The organism is Bradyrhizobium sp. Ken64 (assembly GCF_055807555.1).
In genome coordinates this window covers 97158-111926 of sequence record NZ_JBVVPA010000003.1, presented here as the reverse complement: position 1 = coordinate 111926, position 14769 = coordinate 97158, and the positions used below count along the sequence as shown (strand labels likewise).

Genomic DNA, 14769 nt, shown 5'->3' with positions numbered 1-14769 from the left:
TGCGTGTTAGCAATGCGGCACGGCGGGTTGGACCCCACCCACATCAGTCCAAAGGCATGATGCCGCCCCTCCGTACCGGTGAAAGCCCGGTATGTCCCCTCGTGAAAATGTAACGCGTACATAAAGGGACATTCGCAATGTCAAGCCTGCTTACGAACTCGACCGCCATGACCGCACTCCAGACCTTGCGGTCTGTGAGCTCGCAGCTCTCCACCACGCAGACCCGCATCTCCACCGGCCAGCGCGTCTCGACCGCGTCGGACAACGCCGCCTACTGGTCGATCGCGACCTCGATGCGCGCCGACAACGCCGCGCTCTCGGCGGTCTCCGACTCGCTCGGTCTGTCGGCCGCAACCGTCGACACCGAATATACCGCTCTGACCACGGTCATCGGCGACAAGGACTCCGGCCTGACCAAGCTCCAGTCCCTGCTGGTCGAAGCCAAGACCGCCGGTATCGACCGCAGCAAGATCCAGGCCGACGTCACCCAGATCCAGCAGCAGATGAAGGCGACAGCCAATGCGGCGACCTTCAACGGGATCAACTGGCTGAGCACGACCGCCACTACGCCGACAACCTTCAGCCTCGTCTCGTCGTACTCGCGTGTCGGCGGCACGCCCACCATCGGTTCCATCACGGTGACCACCGCCAACTACTCGCTCTACACCTCGGCGCAGGGCGGCATTCTGGACACGGCCGGTTCGACCTCTCCGTCGATCGACACGATGAGCATCTCCGCGCTGACCGACTCGGCAGCTGACCAGACCACGCTCGATGGCTACATCGCGCAGGTCACCGCTGGCATCAACTCGGTGGCCTCGGCCGCCGCCAACCTCGGTGCCGTCAAGAACCGCCTCTCGACCAACACGGACTTCGTGAAGTCGCTGATGGACTCCGTGGATCGCGGTATCGGCCAGCTCGTCGACGCCGACATGAACCAGGAGTCCACCCGCCTGTCGGCCCTCCAGGTCCAGCAGCAGCTCGGCGTCCAGGCGCTCTCGATCGCCAATAGCAGCAGCCAGAGCATTCTCTCGCTGTTCCGCTAAGCCTCAAACGATCTTCGGAGGGCCGCGCTTCTCGCGAAGCGCGGCCCTTTTTTTGGCGTGACGTCGCGCGCCGTCATTTCGGCCGCGCCTTGTTGCGGCAAAGACACAGAGCCACAAGCCTCGCACAAGCTTCGCGGGCTATCGTCGCCGTTACGACAGGTTGGGCCTTGACGCTTTTGCGCAGCCCAAAGGCATGACGCCGCCCTGCCGTACCGGTGCAAGTCCGGTATGTCCCCAAACTCAATTCAATCTCCAAAGGGACATCAAAATGGGTTCTAGCCTCCTCACCAACTCGTCTGCAATGACCGCGCTGCAGACCCTTCGCAACGTCAGCTCGCAGCTCGCGACGACGCAGAACCGGATCTCGACCGGTATGCGCGTCTCGACCGCCTCGGACAACGCTGCCTACTGGTCGATCGCGACGTCGATGCGCTCCGACAACGCCGCGCTCTCCGCGGTCTCCGACTCGCTCGGTCTGTCGGCTGCGACCGTCGACACCGAATATACTGCTCTGACCTCGGTCATCGGCGACAAGGACTCCGGCCTGACCAAGCTCCAGGCGCTGCTGGTCGAAGCCAAGACCGCCGGTATCGACCGGACCAAGATCCAGGCTGACATCACCCAGATCCAGCAGGACATGAAGCTCAAGGCCAACTCGGCGACCTTCAACGGCATCAACTGGCTGAGCACGACCGCCACCACGCCGACGACCTTCAACCTCGTGTCGTCGTACTCGCGTGTCGGCGGCACGCCCACCATCGGCTCCATCACGGTGACCACCGCCAACTACTCGCTCTACACCTCGGCGCAGGGCGGCATTCTGGACACGGCCGGTTCGACCTCTCCGTCGATCGACACGATGAGCATCTCCGCGCTGACCGACTCGGCGGCTGACCAGACCACGCTCGATGGCTACATTGCGCAGGTCACCGCCGGCATCAACTCGGTGGCCTCGGCCGCCGCCAATCTCGGTGCTGTCAAGAACCGCCTCGCGACCAACACGGAGTTCGTCAAGACCCTGATGGACTCCGTGGACCGCGGTGTCGGCCAGCTCGTCGACGCCGACATGAACGCGGAATCGACCCGCCTTCAGGCGCTCCAGACCCAGCAGCAGCTCGGCGTTCAGGCGCTCTCGATCGCCAACCAGAACAGCCAGAGCATCCTGTCGCTGTTCCGCTAAGCCGCGGCTTCGAAAACGACCGTGCTCCCCAGGGAGCACGGTCTCCGCCATGAACGGCGGATCTGACGGCACACGACGTGCCCACATCGATCTTCTGACGCCGCATCCCAGGCAACATGCCGTCGTCGATCGCACGGCGATGCAACCGGCTGTCCGGCTGTTGCAGACGCGCGCGATTGCGTCACTCGCTCTCTTGTAAAATTGCAACGCCTCGCCGGCGAACCGATACATTCGTGGTCTCGCGCAACCTTCAGGCAAGGTTGGCAGCAGAGTGTCCTCTACGTTCGCATTGGTACGAGGTCACATGCTGCTCAGTCGTGCGCAGGTACAGCAACTGCTCAATAATCTGCTGGAGCTTGGGCCGCGACGCCTGATGGCTTTGGGATTGATCGGTTTCGCCGTTCTCGTCACCGTCGTGGGCGGCGCCTATTATCTGAGCCGGCCTGAATTCGAAACGCTCTATACGGGCCTTTCCCGCGAAGACGTGACGCGCATGGGTGCCGCGCTACGCGAGCAAAACATCACCTTCGACGTTAACACCGCCGGTGACGCGGTCTCGGTGCGTCCGAGCCAGACCATGCAAGCGCGGATGCTGCTCGCCGAGAAGGGACTGCCGACCAGCGCCAATTCCGGCTACGAGCTGTTCGACAAGATCGGCTCGCTCGGTTTGACCTCGTTCATGCAGGAGGTCACCAAGCTCCGGGCGCTGGAAGGCGAAATCGCGCGCACGGTGCAGTTGATGAAGGGCGTGAAGGCGGCGCGGGTGCATATCGTGATGCCGGTGCGGGGGTCGTTCCGCGCGACGCAGCAGCCACCTTCCGCATCGGTCGTGCTGCGGACCGACGGCGCAATCGAGGCGCGCACGGCGCAGTCGATCCGTCATCTCGTCGCGGCGGCCATTCCGGGCATGAGCCGCGACAAGGTCACGGTGTTGGACGCCGACGGTTCGATGCTGCTTGCCGAAGAGGACGAGGCTACTGCTGCTCCGACCAAGATGGCGAGCCTGCAGAAGACGGTCGGCGGCATGGTGCAGGAGAACATCCGCAAGGCGCTGACGCCGTATCTGGGCCTCGACAATTTCGAAGTGAGCGTGGCATCGCAGCTCTCCACCGACAAGCGGCAGACCAACGAGACCGTCTACGATCCCGAAAGCCGCGCCGAACGCTCGGTGCGGAACGTTCGCGAGAACGAGAAGTCGCAGAACGCAGATCGTTCGCAGCCGACCACGGTGCAGCAGAATCTTCCCGACCAACAGGTGAACGCCGGCGGCACCAAAAATTCCAGCGAGGACAAGACCCGCCGCGAGGACGTCACCAATTTCGAGGTCTCGTCCAAGACCACGACGACGGTGAGCGACGGCTATTCGGTGAAAAAGCTGTTCATTGCCGTGCTGGTGAACCGCGGGCGGCTCATTGCCGACCTGGGCGACAAGAGCAACCAGGCCATCGTCGACAGCAAGCTCGCCGAGATCAGCCAACTCGCGGCCACGGCCGGCGGGCTGGACAAGGCGCGCGGCGACCAAATCCAGGTGACAGCCGTCGATTTCATCGAAGGCTCGCGCGAACTGGCGCCGGTGCCGCCGATCAGCTTCGTCGAGATGATCAACAAGCAGCTCGGCAGCGTCATCAACGCGGTCACGATCCTGGCCGTAGCTTCGATGCTGGTGTGGTTCGGACTTCGTCCTGCGGTCAACGGCATTTTGACCCATCGCGCGGCGCAGGAGCAGACCGAGGCGGCGGAAGCTGCCCAGCTCGAGTCGGCCGCCGGCGCCCTTGCATTGGCGGACAGCGAAGAGGCCGAGCTCAACCTGGTCGAAGACCTCGAAGGCAAGATGCAACGAACGCCGCAGAAGCGGTTGGAGCAGATCGTCCGTCTCGATCAGATGCAGGCGGCAGCGATTCTTAAGGACTGGATGCGACGCGAGGAGGCGGCATGAACGCGGCAATCGGAAAGCTCCTGACGCAGTTCGACGCGAACGGGCGGGTCAAATCGCCTCCGCCTCCGCCGCCGCCCAAAATCCAGGATGTGCTGACGAGGCCGAAGGAAGCCCGGCGCGAGCCTCAGCCGCAGCCGCAGCCTCAGACCCATTCGCAACCGCAGTCGCAGCCGCAGCTTCAGTCGCCGCCTCCGGCGCCGAAGACGGAGGCACCGGCGGTCAATCTCCTGGACGATGCCTTTCGGCGCGGCCATGCGGCCGGCGTCGCGGAGGGCGAGTCCAGGATCGCCGAGGAAAGAGTTCGCAGCGCGATCCGGCTCGGCGAAGAGCGGGCCAAGTGGTCCGACCAGCAGGCAGTGGCGGTCGTCAGCGGCTTCGAGACGGCTTGCCGCGAAATCGAGACCAACATCGCGAGCTCCGTTGCGCGGATATTGCTGCCGTTCCTCGCCGATGCGGTCCGCGACAAGGCGATCGGGTCGCTGGTCGAGCAGATTGCGGCGCTGACCGGCAATTCGCCGGTGCCGGTGTTCAAGGTCACCGGCCCGAGCGAACTGCTCGACCTGGTGAAGACGCAGCTCGGGACGGCCCGGCGAACCGGCTTCGAGTATGAGGCCGCCGATACTTTTGAGGTTCGCGTCGTGGCCGACCAGACCGTGATCGAGACGCAGATCACGGCCTGGAGCGAGCGCCTGAAAGAGGCGCGCCGGTAGTCCGTCATGAATGAGGTCAAATCAGAACTCGTCATCATCCGCCGGCGGGGCGCCTTCGACGACGAGAAGCCGCACGGCGGCGTCTGGAAGATCGCTTATGCGGACTTCATGACCGCGATGATGGCCTTCTTCCTGGTGATGTGGCTGATCAATGCGCTCAACCAGGATCAAAAGCAGGTGGTCGCGAGCTATTTCAATCCGATCAAGCTCGCGGAGAACGCACCTGCCCCGAAGGGCCTGAAGGATCTCTCCAAGAAGGAGCCGTCGTCGTTCGACGGCCAGGACGGCAGGCGCCAGCCGGGAGGACCGAGCGAGGAACGTCGCGGTGACTCTCCAACGGCCGAGAAGCCGCCCTTCTACGAGGAGAAGGTCCTGTTCCGCGATCCCTATACGACGCTTGCCGAGATCGCCAGCAGCGCGAACCAGGCCTCAGGCCAGCGGCGCGCCGGCGCTCTGACCTCCGCCGAAGAGGATGGCCTCAAGGGAGGCGACGCCTACCGCGATCCGTTCGATCCCGGCTATTGGAAGCTTGCGCCGCAGGCAGCCAAGGATGCCGATCGCATCATCGAGGGCGAGCCCAAGCTTCAGTCCAAGCCCGAGTCCAAGCCGAATGCGTCCGCGCGCGACACTGCGTCCGGCACAGGCCAGGGCGAGCCGCAGGCGCGCCGAGCCAGGCAGGACGATGCCGGCGGAAGCGTGGCTCCGAACGCCGATGCGTCGTCCGCAAGCTTGTCGCCTCTGCTGCCGCCGGGGCCCGCGCCATCGCAGGCCTCACGCGAAGGGAACGCGCAGCCGGGTGCCCAGGCTGGTAATCAAGCCAATGCGGCCACCCAATCGCGTTCCAACGACACGACGAAGGAATCCGAGTCGCGCGACGCGGCTCAGGCCCAGCAACTAGCGGTCAAGCAGCTTCAATCGGCGATCGCGGATGCGCTGTCGGACGTCAAGGCCGGCGCGGGACCGGTGGCCGAGGTGCGTCAGGTCGAGGAAGGCCTGCTGATCAGCCTGACCGACGATGCGAATTTCGGCATGTTCGCGGTCGGCTCGGCTGAGCCGCGGCCCGAGCTCATCCGTGTGATCGACAAGATCGGCCCGCTGCTGACAAAGCGTCCCGGCCTGATCATCGTCCGCGGCCACACCGACAATCGGCCGTACCGTTCGGAGACCTACGATAATTGGCGGCTGTCGACGGCCCGTGCGCAGATGGCCTATTATATGCTGGTCCGCTCCGGCGTCGATGCGCAGCGCATCGAGCATGTCGAGGGTTACGCCGATCGGCGGCCGAAAATTCAAAACGATCCGGCGGCGGCGCAGAATCGCCGGATCGAGATCATGGTCCGGGAGAAGCGTCCTTGATCAGGGCTCTTTTCCGCGCCGCGCTGCTGATGCTGCTGTTCACGGCGGCAGGCGCTTTCGCCGAGCCGGCATCGATGCCGGCCCCGTCGGCATCGGCATCGGGCGAGCCATATGAGCTCGTTCGAGCGTTGCAAGTCGTGCAGGACGGCATCGCCAATGGCGATAATGCGGCACACGGCAACCACGGCGCATTGATCCGGCAGATCGGCGAAAAATTTCTCGCCGCCGATCCGGGCGTGTGGAGTAACCCGCAGAACGGCCAGGCCGCTGTCATCTACCTGCTCAGCGGCGGCGCGCCGCAAATCATCCGCAAGCTGCCGCGCGACAAGCTGAACGTCGATGGACGGCTGTTCGATGGCGCGCTTGCCTATGTCGAGGGTCGTCAGGACGAAGCGCGCGAACTGCTCAAGGACGTCAAGCCGCGGACGGTTCCGTCCGGCCTGGGCGGACAGCTCGCGCTGGTCCAGGGCGCGCTGTTCGCACGCGCCGAGGCATCGCTCGCAATCGAGCGTCTGGACGATGCGCGCCTGCTCCTGCCGGGCACATTGGTGGAGGAGGCCGCGCTGCGGCGCGAGATCCTGTTGGTCGGGCAAGCCGAGGATTTCGACAAGTTCGAGTTCCTGACGCTGGCCTATATCAGGCACTACCACAACTCGGTCTATGCCGGGGACTTCTGGCAGCGCTTTGCGACCGGCCTGACGCAGTCGAGCCTCGCGCTCGACGAGCGTCGGTTTGCGCGGATCACCACCCTGCTGGAGCAGATCGACCGCGCGAGCCGCCTCAAGCTCTATCTCGTGATCGCGCGGACCGCGATGGTGCGCGGAGGGCTGGCCGTGACCCGGCTTGCCGGCGAGCGTGCCCTGACTCTCAGCGCCGATGCCTCGGCGGAACGCGAGCGGGCGCATTTGTTCCGCGGCGTGTCGCGGGCGCTCGCCGACGAATATGACGGCGGTCTCGCCGAGTTGAAGGCGCTTGACCGGTCGAAGCTGCCCGAGCGCGACATTCCCTTTGTCAATGCAACGGTGCAGCTCGCACTCGACGTTCGCAAGCCGTTCGCCGGCGGATCCGCCGCCGCAGCCGACAAGCCTCCGGTCACGCCGGCGCGTCTCGATCTCGCGTCGTCGACTGCAACGCTTGCGCGCGCGCAGAGGCAGCTCGGCGAGCTCGAACTTCTCACCAGGGATCGCCGTCCATGACGAAGCTCAGTGGAACCTCCGGACAGGTCTTTTCGAGTCTCGCCGAAAGCCTCAACATGCGGGGCACATCGCGCTCCGGCAAGAGCGCCGGGGCGAAAGCGCAGGCGGACTCGTCCTTCAACGATCTGCTGCACACCGTCTCGAACCTCGCGAAGCGCGCGCTTAACGATGAGGGCAGCGACACGGCCGTGAAGGCCGGAACGCTGCGGACACGCCTGGCGCATCAGAGCGGGAAGGATAACGCGAGCGACGAGACGGTGCACGAACGTACCGCGGCGGTCAAAGAGCCCAGATCCAGCGAGAAGCCCGCCGAGAAATCTTCCGACAAAAAGACCGACAAGTCGTCCGGGAAACATGGACCCCTCGATCATACCGAGCAGGCCGACGTCCTGAGCCGATCGAGCATTGCCGGGATCATCGGACAGGAGATCGTCGCCGGGCCACCGGTCGTGCAGCCGCAGATGCAAGCCCCGGCCGGCGACAAGAAGGATGCGCCCGGGCGTGACGAGCGGTCTTCCATGACGAAGCGCGACGTTCAGGCCCTGGGCACGGCGAAGGCGACGACAGCCGACACCTCACCTCTCGTGGCTCCGACCGCCGCGCACTCGCAGGCCGCGGATTCGCACGCGACGACCAGCGCCCAGGCGACATCGACGGACGGCAGTGAGCCATCGCCGAAAGCAACGGCACCCGGCTTTGAGACCGTCGCGGCCAATGTCGAGCGTGCCGCCAAGGCTTCGGCGCGGGACCCATTGCCCGAGACGACCAAGGTCACGGTGGTCCAGCAAGAGACCCATCTGCCGCCGGCGCAATTCAACGCGCCGCAACAGGTTGCCAACGCTGTCGTCGCCGAGCTGAAGGAATCTCCGGCACCGGCGGCGTCCGCGGCCCCGGATCTTGCAGCGTCCCAAGTCAATGCGCCGGATCAGCCGCTCAAGATCCTGACCATCAATCTCGAGCCGCCCGCGCTCGGCAATGTCACCGTGCGCCTTCGTCTCGTCGGCAACGAGGTGTCCGTCTACCTCGCCGCCGAGCGCAAGGACACGAGCCAGATGCTGGATCAGCAGCGCGATTCGATCCGCGATCTGATGCAGTCGGCGGGCTACGTCGCCGACGTCGCGCCCGTCCAGCACGGCTCGCTGGATGGATTCCAGAGCGGCTCCGGCCAGTCGCAGCCGCAGCTCTCGGGCCAGCAACAGCCATCGCCGCAGTCGCAAGGCACGTTCGACGGTACGAGCAATTCGTCGGGACAAGCGGACGGCGGCGCGAAGCAGGCCCGACAGGAGCGCCGGTCCAACCAGGAGACGCGTCATGACCAGGACGTGGCGCCGCAGCTTCGTCGCGGCCCTGTTTATCTGTAACGCCGGCGTCGCGACCGCTGCGACCGACAACGCGCGCCCGTGCGAGCGCGAGATGGCGCGTGCGTCCCGGCAGCACGGAATTCCGCTCGGCATTCTCTACGCGGTCGGCCTGACCGAGACAGGGCGGCGCGGCGCACTTTATCCTTACGCGCTCGGCGCCGAAGGACAGACCGTGTTCGCCAAGGACGTGAACGACGCGATCGCCAACTTCGAGGCCATGCGAGCCAAGGGGATCAAGCTGATCGACCTCGGCTGCATGCAGATCAACCATTACTATCACGGCGATAAGTTCGCCTCGGTCCGGGCGATGTTCGATCCCGCAGGGAATGTCGACTACGCCGCGCGCTTCCTGAAGGAGCTGAAGCAGCGCGAGGGCAGCTGGACCATGGCAGTCGCCCGCTACAATGCAGGCCCCAACAACCAGCCGGCGCAGAAGCGCTACGTCTGCCACATCGTCGCGCATCTCGTCTCCAGCGGCTTCGGCGCGTGGACCGACAAGGCGCGCTCGTTCTGTCAACCCAAGACGACCTAAGGAGACGACACCAAGTTGTGCATCGTTCCCCATCATCAGCCCCGCGCAAGCAATAGCCTCCATTGTAACTGCAACCTACCAAAGGAGCCCAATTCATGAGCCTGTATGGTGTTATGCGCACCGGCGTTTCCGGGATGAGCGCGCAGTCCAACAAGCTGTCGACGGTTTCGGACAACATCGCGAACGTCAACACCACCGGCTACAAGCGGGCTTCGACCGAGTTTTCCTCGCTGATCCTGAAGAGCGGCTCGGGCAATTACGATTCCGGCGCGGTCGAGACCACGGTGCGCTACGCGATCAGCGATGCCGGCAATTACCAATTTACGACCTCGGCGACGGATCTCGCGGTCCAGGGCAACGGCTTTTTCGTCGTGCAGGATCCGAACGGCAACAACTTCCTGACGCGCGCCGGTGCGTTCGTGCCAGACAGCACGGGCAACCTCGTCAACGCCGCCGGCTTCCAGCTGATGGGCTACAACATCCAGAACGGCGCCGTGCCCAACACTTCCGCCAACGGTTTCGGCAACCTCCAGGTCATCAACGTCAATCAGATGGCGCTGCAGGCGTCACCCTCGACCAAGGCCACCGTGGCCGCCAACCTGGATCCGAGTGCGGCAATCGTTGCTGCACCGGCCGCTGCGGCTGGCCCGGGTAACTACACGTCGAAGACGTCGATGGTGACCTACGACAACATCGGCAACGCCGTGACGCTCGACGTCTATGCGGCCAAGACCGGCGCGAATACGTGGGACGTTGAGGTCTACGATCCCGCGGGCAACGTGCTCACAGTGCACGGCGCTGCCACGACGTTCACGTTCGACGTGAGCTCGACCGGAAAAGGCAAGCTGGACCTGGTGGGCCCGCCGCCGAGTGCGACATCGCTTACGGTGGCGATCCCCGGTGGTTCGGCTGCCTTCAACATTGACCTCTCGGCCATGACCCAGGTCGCCTCCAGTTTCGACTTCAAGGCGAACGTCGACGGCAACGCGCCCTCCGCTGTCGAGAAGGTCAACATCGACGACAAGGGTGTGGTCACCGCCGTCCTGAAGAACGGCACCACGCTGCCGAGCTTCCAGATCGCGCTCGCCACCGTTCCGAGCCCCGACCGTCTGACGCCCGAAGTCGGCAACGTCTACTCGCCGAACCTGGATTCTGGAAACGTGCAGGTCGATGTGTCTGGCAAGAGCGGGCTCGGCACCATCCAGTCGGGTGCTCTGGAAGATTCCAACGTCGATCTCGCGGACGAGTTGACCTCGATGATCGAGGCGCAGCGCGGCTTCACCGCGAACTCGAAATCGTTCCAGACCGGCGCCGATCTGCTGGACGTGGTCGTTAACCTGAAGCGCTGATTTCTTCAGCGCTCGTCCCCGGCAAGAGCAGATCATGAACCTTACCGCCGCTCTCGAATCCGCCCGCTCTTCGTTGATGGCGTCGGGCATCCAGTCGTCGGTCATCTCGCGCAACATCGCCGGTGCCAGCTCCGCCGGCTATTCGCGCAAGATTGCCGTGCTGGACAACCTCCCGGGAACCGGCGTCTACGTGGCGGCGATCCAGCGCGCCGCGAGCTCGGGTCTCTACACCAACGTGCTGACCGCAACCTCGACGTCGGCCAAGCAGAGCGCGATCCTTGACGGTCTCCAGAAGATCGCCTCTGCCACGGTGGACGATCCGGAACTCGACCAGTCGCCGACGGCGCAGCTCAATGCGCTGAAGAAGGCGCTCCAGCAATATGCCAACGCCCCGGACAACACCACGCTGGCGCAGGCGGCGGTGACGTCCGCCAAGGACATGGCGACCGCGCTCAATCAGGCGACCCAGTCCGTGCAGTCGGTCCGTGAGGGCGCGGATGCCGACATGAATACGTCGGTTCAAAACATCAATCGGCTGCTCTCCCAGTTCCAGACCGTGAACACCGCGATCGTGAAGGGGACGATCTCCGGCGACGACATCACCGACTACCTCGACCAGCGCGACAGCATCGTCTCGCAGCTGTCGCAGGAGGTCGGGGTGTCGATGTCGCTCCGTCCCAACGGCGATGCGGCGCTCTATACGGACAGCGGCGTCGTGCTGTTCGACAAGACGGCGCGAACGGTGAGCTTTGCGCCGACGAACGCCTATACGGCCGGCACCACCGGCAATGCGGTCTATATCGATGGCGTTCCGGTGACCGGCGCCAATTCCGCGATGCCGCTCAAGTCCGGCAAGCTTGCTGGCCTGGCCCAGCTGCGCGACAATGATACGGTTACTTACCAGAGCCAGCTCGACGAAATCGCGCGCGGCCTGGTCGATGCCTTCAAGGAAAGTGACCAGTCGCCTGTTCCGACACTGCCCGACGTCCCCGGTCTCTTCACCTATCCGGGCGCACCGGCGATGCCGGCGAGCGCCACCGTCTTGGTGGGCCTCGCTGGTACGATTTCCGTTGCTGCATCGGTCGATCCCGCCCAAGGCGGCAATCCCAACCTGCTGCGCGATGGCGCGATCAGCGGCAACGTCGCATACCAATACAATACCGCCGGCAACGGCGGTTATTCGGCCCGGCTGCAGCAGCTCATCGGCGCCATGGATGCGTCGCAACCGTTCGATGCGACCACGCAAGGCAAGCCGAACGGCAGCTTGATCGACTTCGCTTCGTCGTCGATGAGCTGGATCGAAAACCAGCGCAAGACCGCCGACTCCAACGTCACCTATCAAAAAACGCTGCTCGACCGCAGCACGGCGGCGCTGTCGAACGTCAGCGGCGTCAACATGGACGACGAGATGTCGTTGATGCTTCAGGTCGAACGGACCTATTCGGCCTCGTCGAAGATCATCTCGACCGTCGATGAGATGTTGCAGAGCCTGCTGGCTGCCGTGGGAAATTAAGTCATGATGAGCGCAAACTACATCTCGACCTTGATGCTGTCTTCGTCGTTGAGGTCTTCGATCACCAACAATCAGGCCGCGCTGGCCAGGGCCTCGAAGGAAGCCACCACCGGCCGCTTCGCCGATGTCGGCCTCGAGCTTGGTGCCACGACGGGAGGCGACGTCACCCTGCGGGCGGACCTGAGCTTCGCCGATCAGCTCGTCGATACCAACGGGCTGGTCTCGGGACGCCTGGACATCACGCAGAGCCGCATCACCCAGCTTGGTTCGACCGCAACGGACTTCCTCAAGGACCTGATCGCGGCGCGCAGCACCGACGGCGGCGGGCGGATCATCCTGCCGCCTGCGTCCTCCAACCTCCAGGATCTGATTGGCGCGCTGAACGTCTCCTATAACGGCTCGTCTCTCTTCTCGGGCATCAACACGCAGAACACGCCGATCACGGCCTACACCGCGGGCTCGGCCAGCAAGAACCAGGTCGACGCCGACTTTCTTGCGACCTTCGGGTTCTCGCAATCATCGCCCAGCGTGAACACCATCACCCCGGCCCAGATGCAGACCTTCCTCGACACCACCTTCGATGCGGAGTTCGCGAGCCCGGCCTGGAACACCAATTGGTCATCGGCGACCGACCAGGTCATGCAAAGCCGGATCTCCACGACCGAGATCGCCGATACCTCCGTCAGCGCCAATCAGACAGGCTTCCGCAAGCTCGCCGAGGCCTACACCATGATGGCAGATCTCGGGAACGCCAACCTGGATCAAGCGACGTTCCAGGTCGTCGTGGACAAGGCCATCGGCCTTGTCGGCAACGCCATTACTGACCTTGCGACCCTCGGCGGCGACATCGGCACGGTCCAGCAGCGGATCACCTCCGCAACCGACAAGCTCAAGACGCAGCAGGATATTCTGAACAATCAGATCGTCGGTATAGAGAAGGTTGACCCGACGGAAGCCTCGGTCAGGGTCAACACCTTGCAGACGCAGATCCAGACGGCACTTGCGCTCACCTCGCAGCTCCAGAAGATCAGCCTCATCAACTATCTCTGAGTCCAGCTCCTTCGTAAGGCGCGTAACCCTTGTCTTGTTGTTCGGTCTCCTGCGCAGAGTTGTCCTGATGACGTTTGAAGCCTATGAATCGGTCGTCGACGAGAGCGGCTATGAGGCGCGGGGCCGCGAGCGGCAGGCGCTCAGCCTCGGCATCGACCGGCTCGAGCGGATCCAGAAGGACCGCTTCAGCCTCGAGGATCTGGTCGAGAGCCTGCTCTATGTGCGGCGGCTGTGGACGATCTTCATCGAGGATCTCGCGCATCCGGAAAACGGGCTTCCGGAAAAGCTGCGCGCCGACATCATCTCGATTGGGCTGTGGGTGGTCAAGGAAGCCGACCGCCTTCGCGAAGAAAAGTCGAACGACGTGATCCAGCTCATCGAAATCAACCGCCTGATCCGAGACGCACTTTGATGAAGATATCCTTGCGTGCGGGCGAACGGGTCTACATCAACGGCGCGGTGCTGCGCGTGGACCGCAAGGTCTCCGTCGAGCTCGTCAATGACGTGATGTTCCTGCTCGAAGGGCAGATCATGCAGGCCTCCGACGCCACCACGGCGCTGCGGCAGCTCTACTTCATCGTCCAGCTCATGCTGATGAATCCGACCGATGTCCGGGATGCTTCGGCTCTCTACGGGCAGCATCACGCCGCTCTGCTCGCGGTGTGCGAGAGCCAGGAGATGCTGGTCGGACTTGGTGCGGTCGACGACCTGGTCGGAGCGACCCGTTACTTCGAGGCGCTCAAGCGGATCCGGGCACTGTTTCCAGTGGAGCAGGCCATCCTGGCCGGCGCCAAGATCGATTCCCCATTCGAGGCTGCCTGACAGCGGAGAGCGACATGAACGTCACCAGCGCGACCGATAGCACCAGCAAGTCGACCAGCACGACGACGACCTCGAGCACCGGCGTCGATTACAACACATTTCTTCAGCTCCTCATCGCGGAGATGAAGAATCAGGATCCGACCAATCCGATGGATACCTCGCAATATATGAGCCAGTTTGCGCAGCTCTCGTCGGTCGAGCAGGCGATGCAGACCAATAACAAGCTCGACGCTCTGCTGTCTTCGCAGTCGTTGTCGCAGGCCAATGGCCTGATCGGAAAGACCGTCAGCTTCACGGACTCGACCGGAGCGAGCTTCAGCGGCAAGGTCGCTTCGGTCTCCATCAACAGCGACGGCTCCATCGCGACACTCGAGAACGGTACGAAAGTCGCGATCGGCCCCGGTCTCACGATCAGCCAGTCATGAACGAACGGGATGCCCTCGACATCGTCCAGGCGGCGATCTGGACCATCATCGTCGCGTCCGGGCCTGCCGTCGGTGCCGCGATGCTGGTCGGCACCATCATCGCGCTGATCCAGGCGCTGACCCAGATCCAGGAGGTGACGCTGACCTTCGTTCCGAAGATCATCGTCATTCTCGTGGTCGTCGCCATCTCCGGCTCCTTCATCGGAGCCCATCTCTCCACCTTCACCGAGATGGTCTATTCGCACATCGAGCACGGCTTCTGATCCCGGGCACCCCTGCCACCACCCCCGCGT

Annotated in this window: 15 protein-coding genes; all 15 read left to right on the top strand. The window is 63.9% G+C overall.

Annotated elements, in window-relative coordinates:
* Positions 1–137: 137 nt before the first annotated feature.
* The 15 genes from AC0L2F_RS06375 to fliQ all read left to right on the top strand — a co-directional run bounded on the left by AC0L2F_RS06375 (position 138) and on the right by fliQ (position 14739).
* The gene (locus AC0L2F_RS06375) at positions 138–1046 is read left to right on the top strand and encodes a flagellin N-terminal helical domain-containing protein (RefSeq protein ID WP_007613948.1); all 909 of its coding nucleotides are present in this window, start codon (positions 138–140) and stop codon (positions 1044–1046) included.
* A gap of 268 nt (positions 1047–1314) precedes the next feature.
* Complete coding sequence (locus AC0L2F_RS06370) at positions 1315–2226, top strand: flagellin N-terminal helical domain-containing protein (RefSeq protein ID WP_007613947.1); 912 nt, start codon at positions 1315–1317, stop codon at positions 2224–2226.
* A 304-nt stretch (positions 2227–2530) separates the two neighbouring features.
* Positions 2531–4162, top strand: coding sequence for a flagellar basal-body MS-ring/collar protein FliF (gene fliF, locus AC0L2F_RS06365; RefSeq protein ID WP_063995061.1), 1632 nt, complete (start codon positions 2531–2533; stop codon positions 4160–4162).
* Positions 4159–4872, top strand: coding sequence for a hypothetical protein (locus tag AC0L2F_RS06360; protein WP_063995062.1), 714 nt, complete (start codon positions 4159–4161; stop codon positions 4870–4872). Before fliF ends, AC0L2F_RS06360 begins: the two co-directional genes overlap by 4 nt.
* A 6-nt stretch (positions 4873–4878) precedes the next feature.
* Positions 4879–6228, top strand: a complete 1350-nt coding sequence (locus AC0L2F_RS06355) for a MotB family protein (RefSeq protein WP_007613944.1) — start codon at positions 4879–4881, stop codon at positions 6226–6228.
* Complete coding sequence (locus AC0L2F_RS06350) at positions 6225–7424, top strand: chemotaxis protein (RefSeq protein WP_473247867.1); 1200 nt, start codon at positions 6225–6227, stop codon at positions 7422–7424. The genes AC0L2F_RS06355 and AC0L2F_RS06350 overlap by 4 nt, the downstream gene beginning before the upstream one ends.
* Entirely contained in the window at positions 7421–8785 is a 1365-nt protein-coding gene (gene fliK, locus AC0L2F_RS06345; protein ID WP_473247866.1) for a flagellar hook-length control protein FliK, read from the top strand. Before AC0L2F_RS06350 ends, fliK begins: the two co-directional genes overlap by 4 nt.
* The gene (locus AC0L2F_RS06340) at positions 8736–9317 is read left to right on the top strand and encodes a transglycosylase SLT domain-containing protein (protein WP_473247865.1); all 582 of its coding nucleotides are present in this window, start codon (positions 8736–8738) and stop codon (positions 9315–9317) included. The genes fliK and AC0L2F_RS06340 overlap by 50 nt, the downstream gene beginning before the upstream one ends.
* A gap of 95 nt (positions 9318–9412) precedes the next feature.
* A complete protein-coding gene (locus AC0L2F_RS06335) occupies positions 9413–10666 on the top strand; it encodes a flagellar hook protein FlgE (protein WP_007613940.1) in 1254 nt (417 codons plus the stop codon).
* Between the two features lie 34 nt (positions 10667–10700).
* Positions 10701–12179, top strand: a complete 1479-nt coding sequence (flgK, locus tag AC0L2F_RS06330; RefSeq protein WP_473247863.1) for a flagellar hook-associated protein FlgK — start codon at positions 10701–10703, stop codon at positions 12177–12179.
* 3 nt (positions 12180–12182) lie between these two features.
* Complete coding sequence (locus AC0L2F_RS06325; protein WP_007613937.1) at positions 12183–13229, top strand: flagellar hook-associated family protein; 1047 nt, start codon at positions 12183–12185, stop codon at positions 13227–13229.
* A gap of 67 nt (positions 13230–13296) precedes the next feature.
* Entirely contained in the window at positions 13297–13641 is a 345-nt protein-coding gene (flaF, locus tag AC0L2F_RS06320; protein WP_007613936.1) for a flagellar biosynthesis regulator FlaF, read from the top strand.
* Positions 13641–14051 (top strand): flagellar biosynthesis repressor FlbT, encoded by a 411-nt coding sequence (gene flbT, locus AC0L2F_RS06315; RefSeq protein ID WP_007613934.1) that lies wholly within the window; start codon positions 13641–13643, stop codon positions 14049–14051. The genes flaF and flbT overlap by 1 nt, the downstream gene beginning before the upstream one ends.
* Positions 14052–14065: 14 nt before the next feature.
* Positions 14066–14476 carry a flagellar hook assembly protein FlgD gene (gene flgD, locus AC0L2F_RS06310; protein ID WP_007613933.1) on the top strand — a complete coding sequence of 137 codons (411 nt, stop codon included), beginning with the start codon at positions 14066–14068 and terminating at the stop codon, positions 14474–14476.
* Positions 14473–14739 carry a flagellar biosynthesis protein FliQ gene (gene fliQ, locus AC0L2F_RS06305; protein WP_007613924.1) on the top strand — a complete coding sequence of 89 codons (267 nt, stop codon included), beginning with the start codon at positions 14473–14475 and terminating at the stop codon, positions 14737–14739. The genes flgD and fliQ overlap by 4 nt, the downstream gene beginning before the upstream one ends.
* The last annotated feature ends 30 nt before the right edge of the window (positions 14740–14769 follow it).

Coding starts and splice junctions, on each gene's coding strand:
- AC0L2F_RS06355 (WP_007613944.1), top strand. CDS start 4,879: ATGAATGAGGTCAAATCAGAACTCGTCATCATCCGCCGGCGGGGCGCC.
- flgD (WP_007613933.1), top strand. CDS start 14,066: ATGAACGTCACCAGCGCGACCGATAGCACCAGCAAGTCGACCAGCACG.
- flbT (WP_007613934.1), top strand. CDS start 13,641: ATGAAGATATCCTTGCGTGCGGGCGAACGGGTCTACATCAACGGCGCG.
- AC0L2F_RS06370 (WP_007613947.1), top strand. CDS start 1,315: ATGGGTTCTAGCCTCCTCACCAACTCGTCTGCAATGACCGCGCTGCAG.
- flgK (WP_473247863.1), top strand. CDS start 10,701: ATGAACCTTACCGCCGCTCTCGAATCCGCCCGCTCTTCGTTGATGGCG.
- flaF (WP_007613936.1), top strand. CDS start 13,297: ATGACGTTTGAAGCCTATGAATCGGTCGTCGACGAGAGCGGCTATGAG.
- AC0L2F_RS06325 (WP_007613937.1), top strand. CDS start 12,183: ATGATGAGCGCAAACTACATCTCGACCTTGATGCTGTCTTCGTCGTTG.
- AC0L2F_RS06335 (WP_007613940.1), top strand. CDS start 9,413: ATGAGCCTGTATGGTGTTATGCGCACCGGCGTTTCCGGGATGAGCGCG.
- fliQ (WP_007613924.1), top strand. CDS start 14,473: ATGAACGAACGGGATGCCCTCGACATCGTCCAGGCGGCGATCTGGACC.
- fliF (WP_063995061.1), top strand. CDS start 2,531: ATGCTGCTCAGTCGTGCGCAGGTACAGCAACTGCTCAATAATCTGCTG.
- AC0L2F_RS06360 (WP_063995062.1), top strand. CDS start 4,159: ATGAACGCGGCAATCGGAAAGCTCCTGACGCAGTTCGACGCGAACGGG.
- fliK (WP_473247866.1), top strand. CDS start 7,421: ATGACGAAGCTCAGTGGAACCTCCGGACAGGTCTTTTCGAGTCTCGCC.
- AC0L2F_RS06340 (WP_473247865.1), top strand. CDS start 8,736: ATGACCAGGACGTGGCGCCGCAGCTTCGTCGCGGCCCTGTTTATCTGT.
- AC0L2F_RS06375 (WP_007613948.1), top strand. CDS start 138: ATGTCAAGCCTGCTTACGAACTCGACCGCCATGACCGCACTCCAGACC.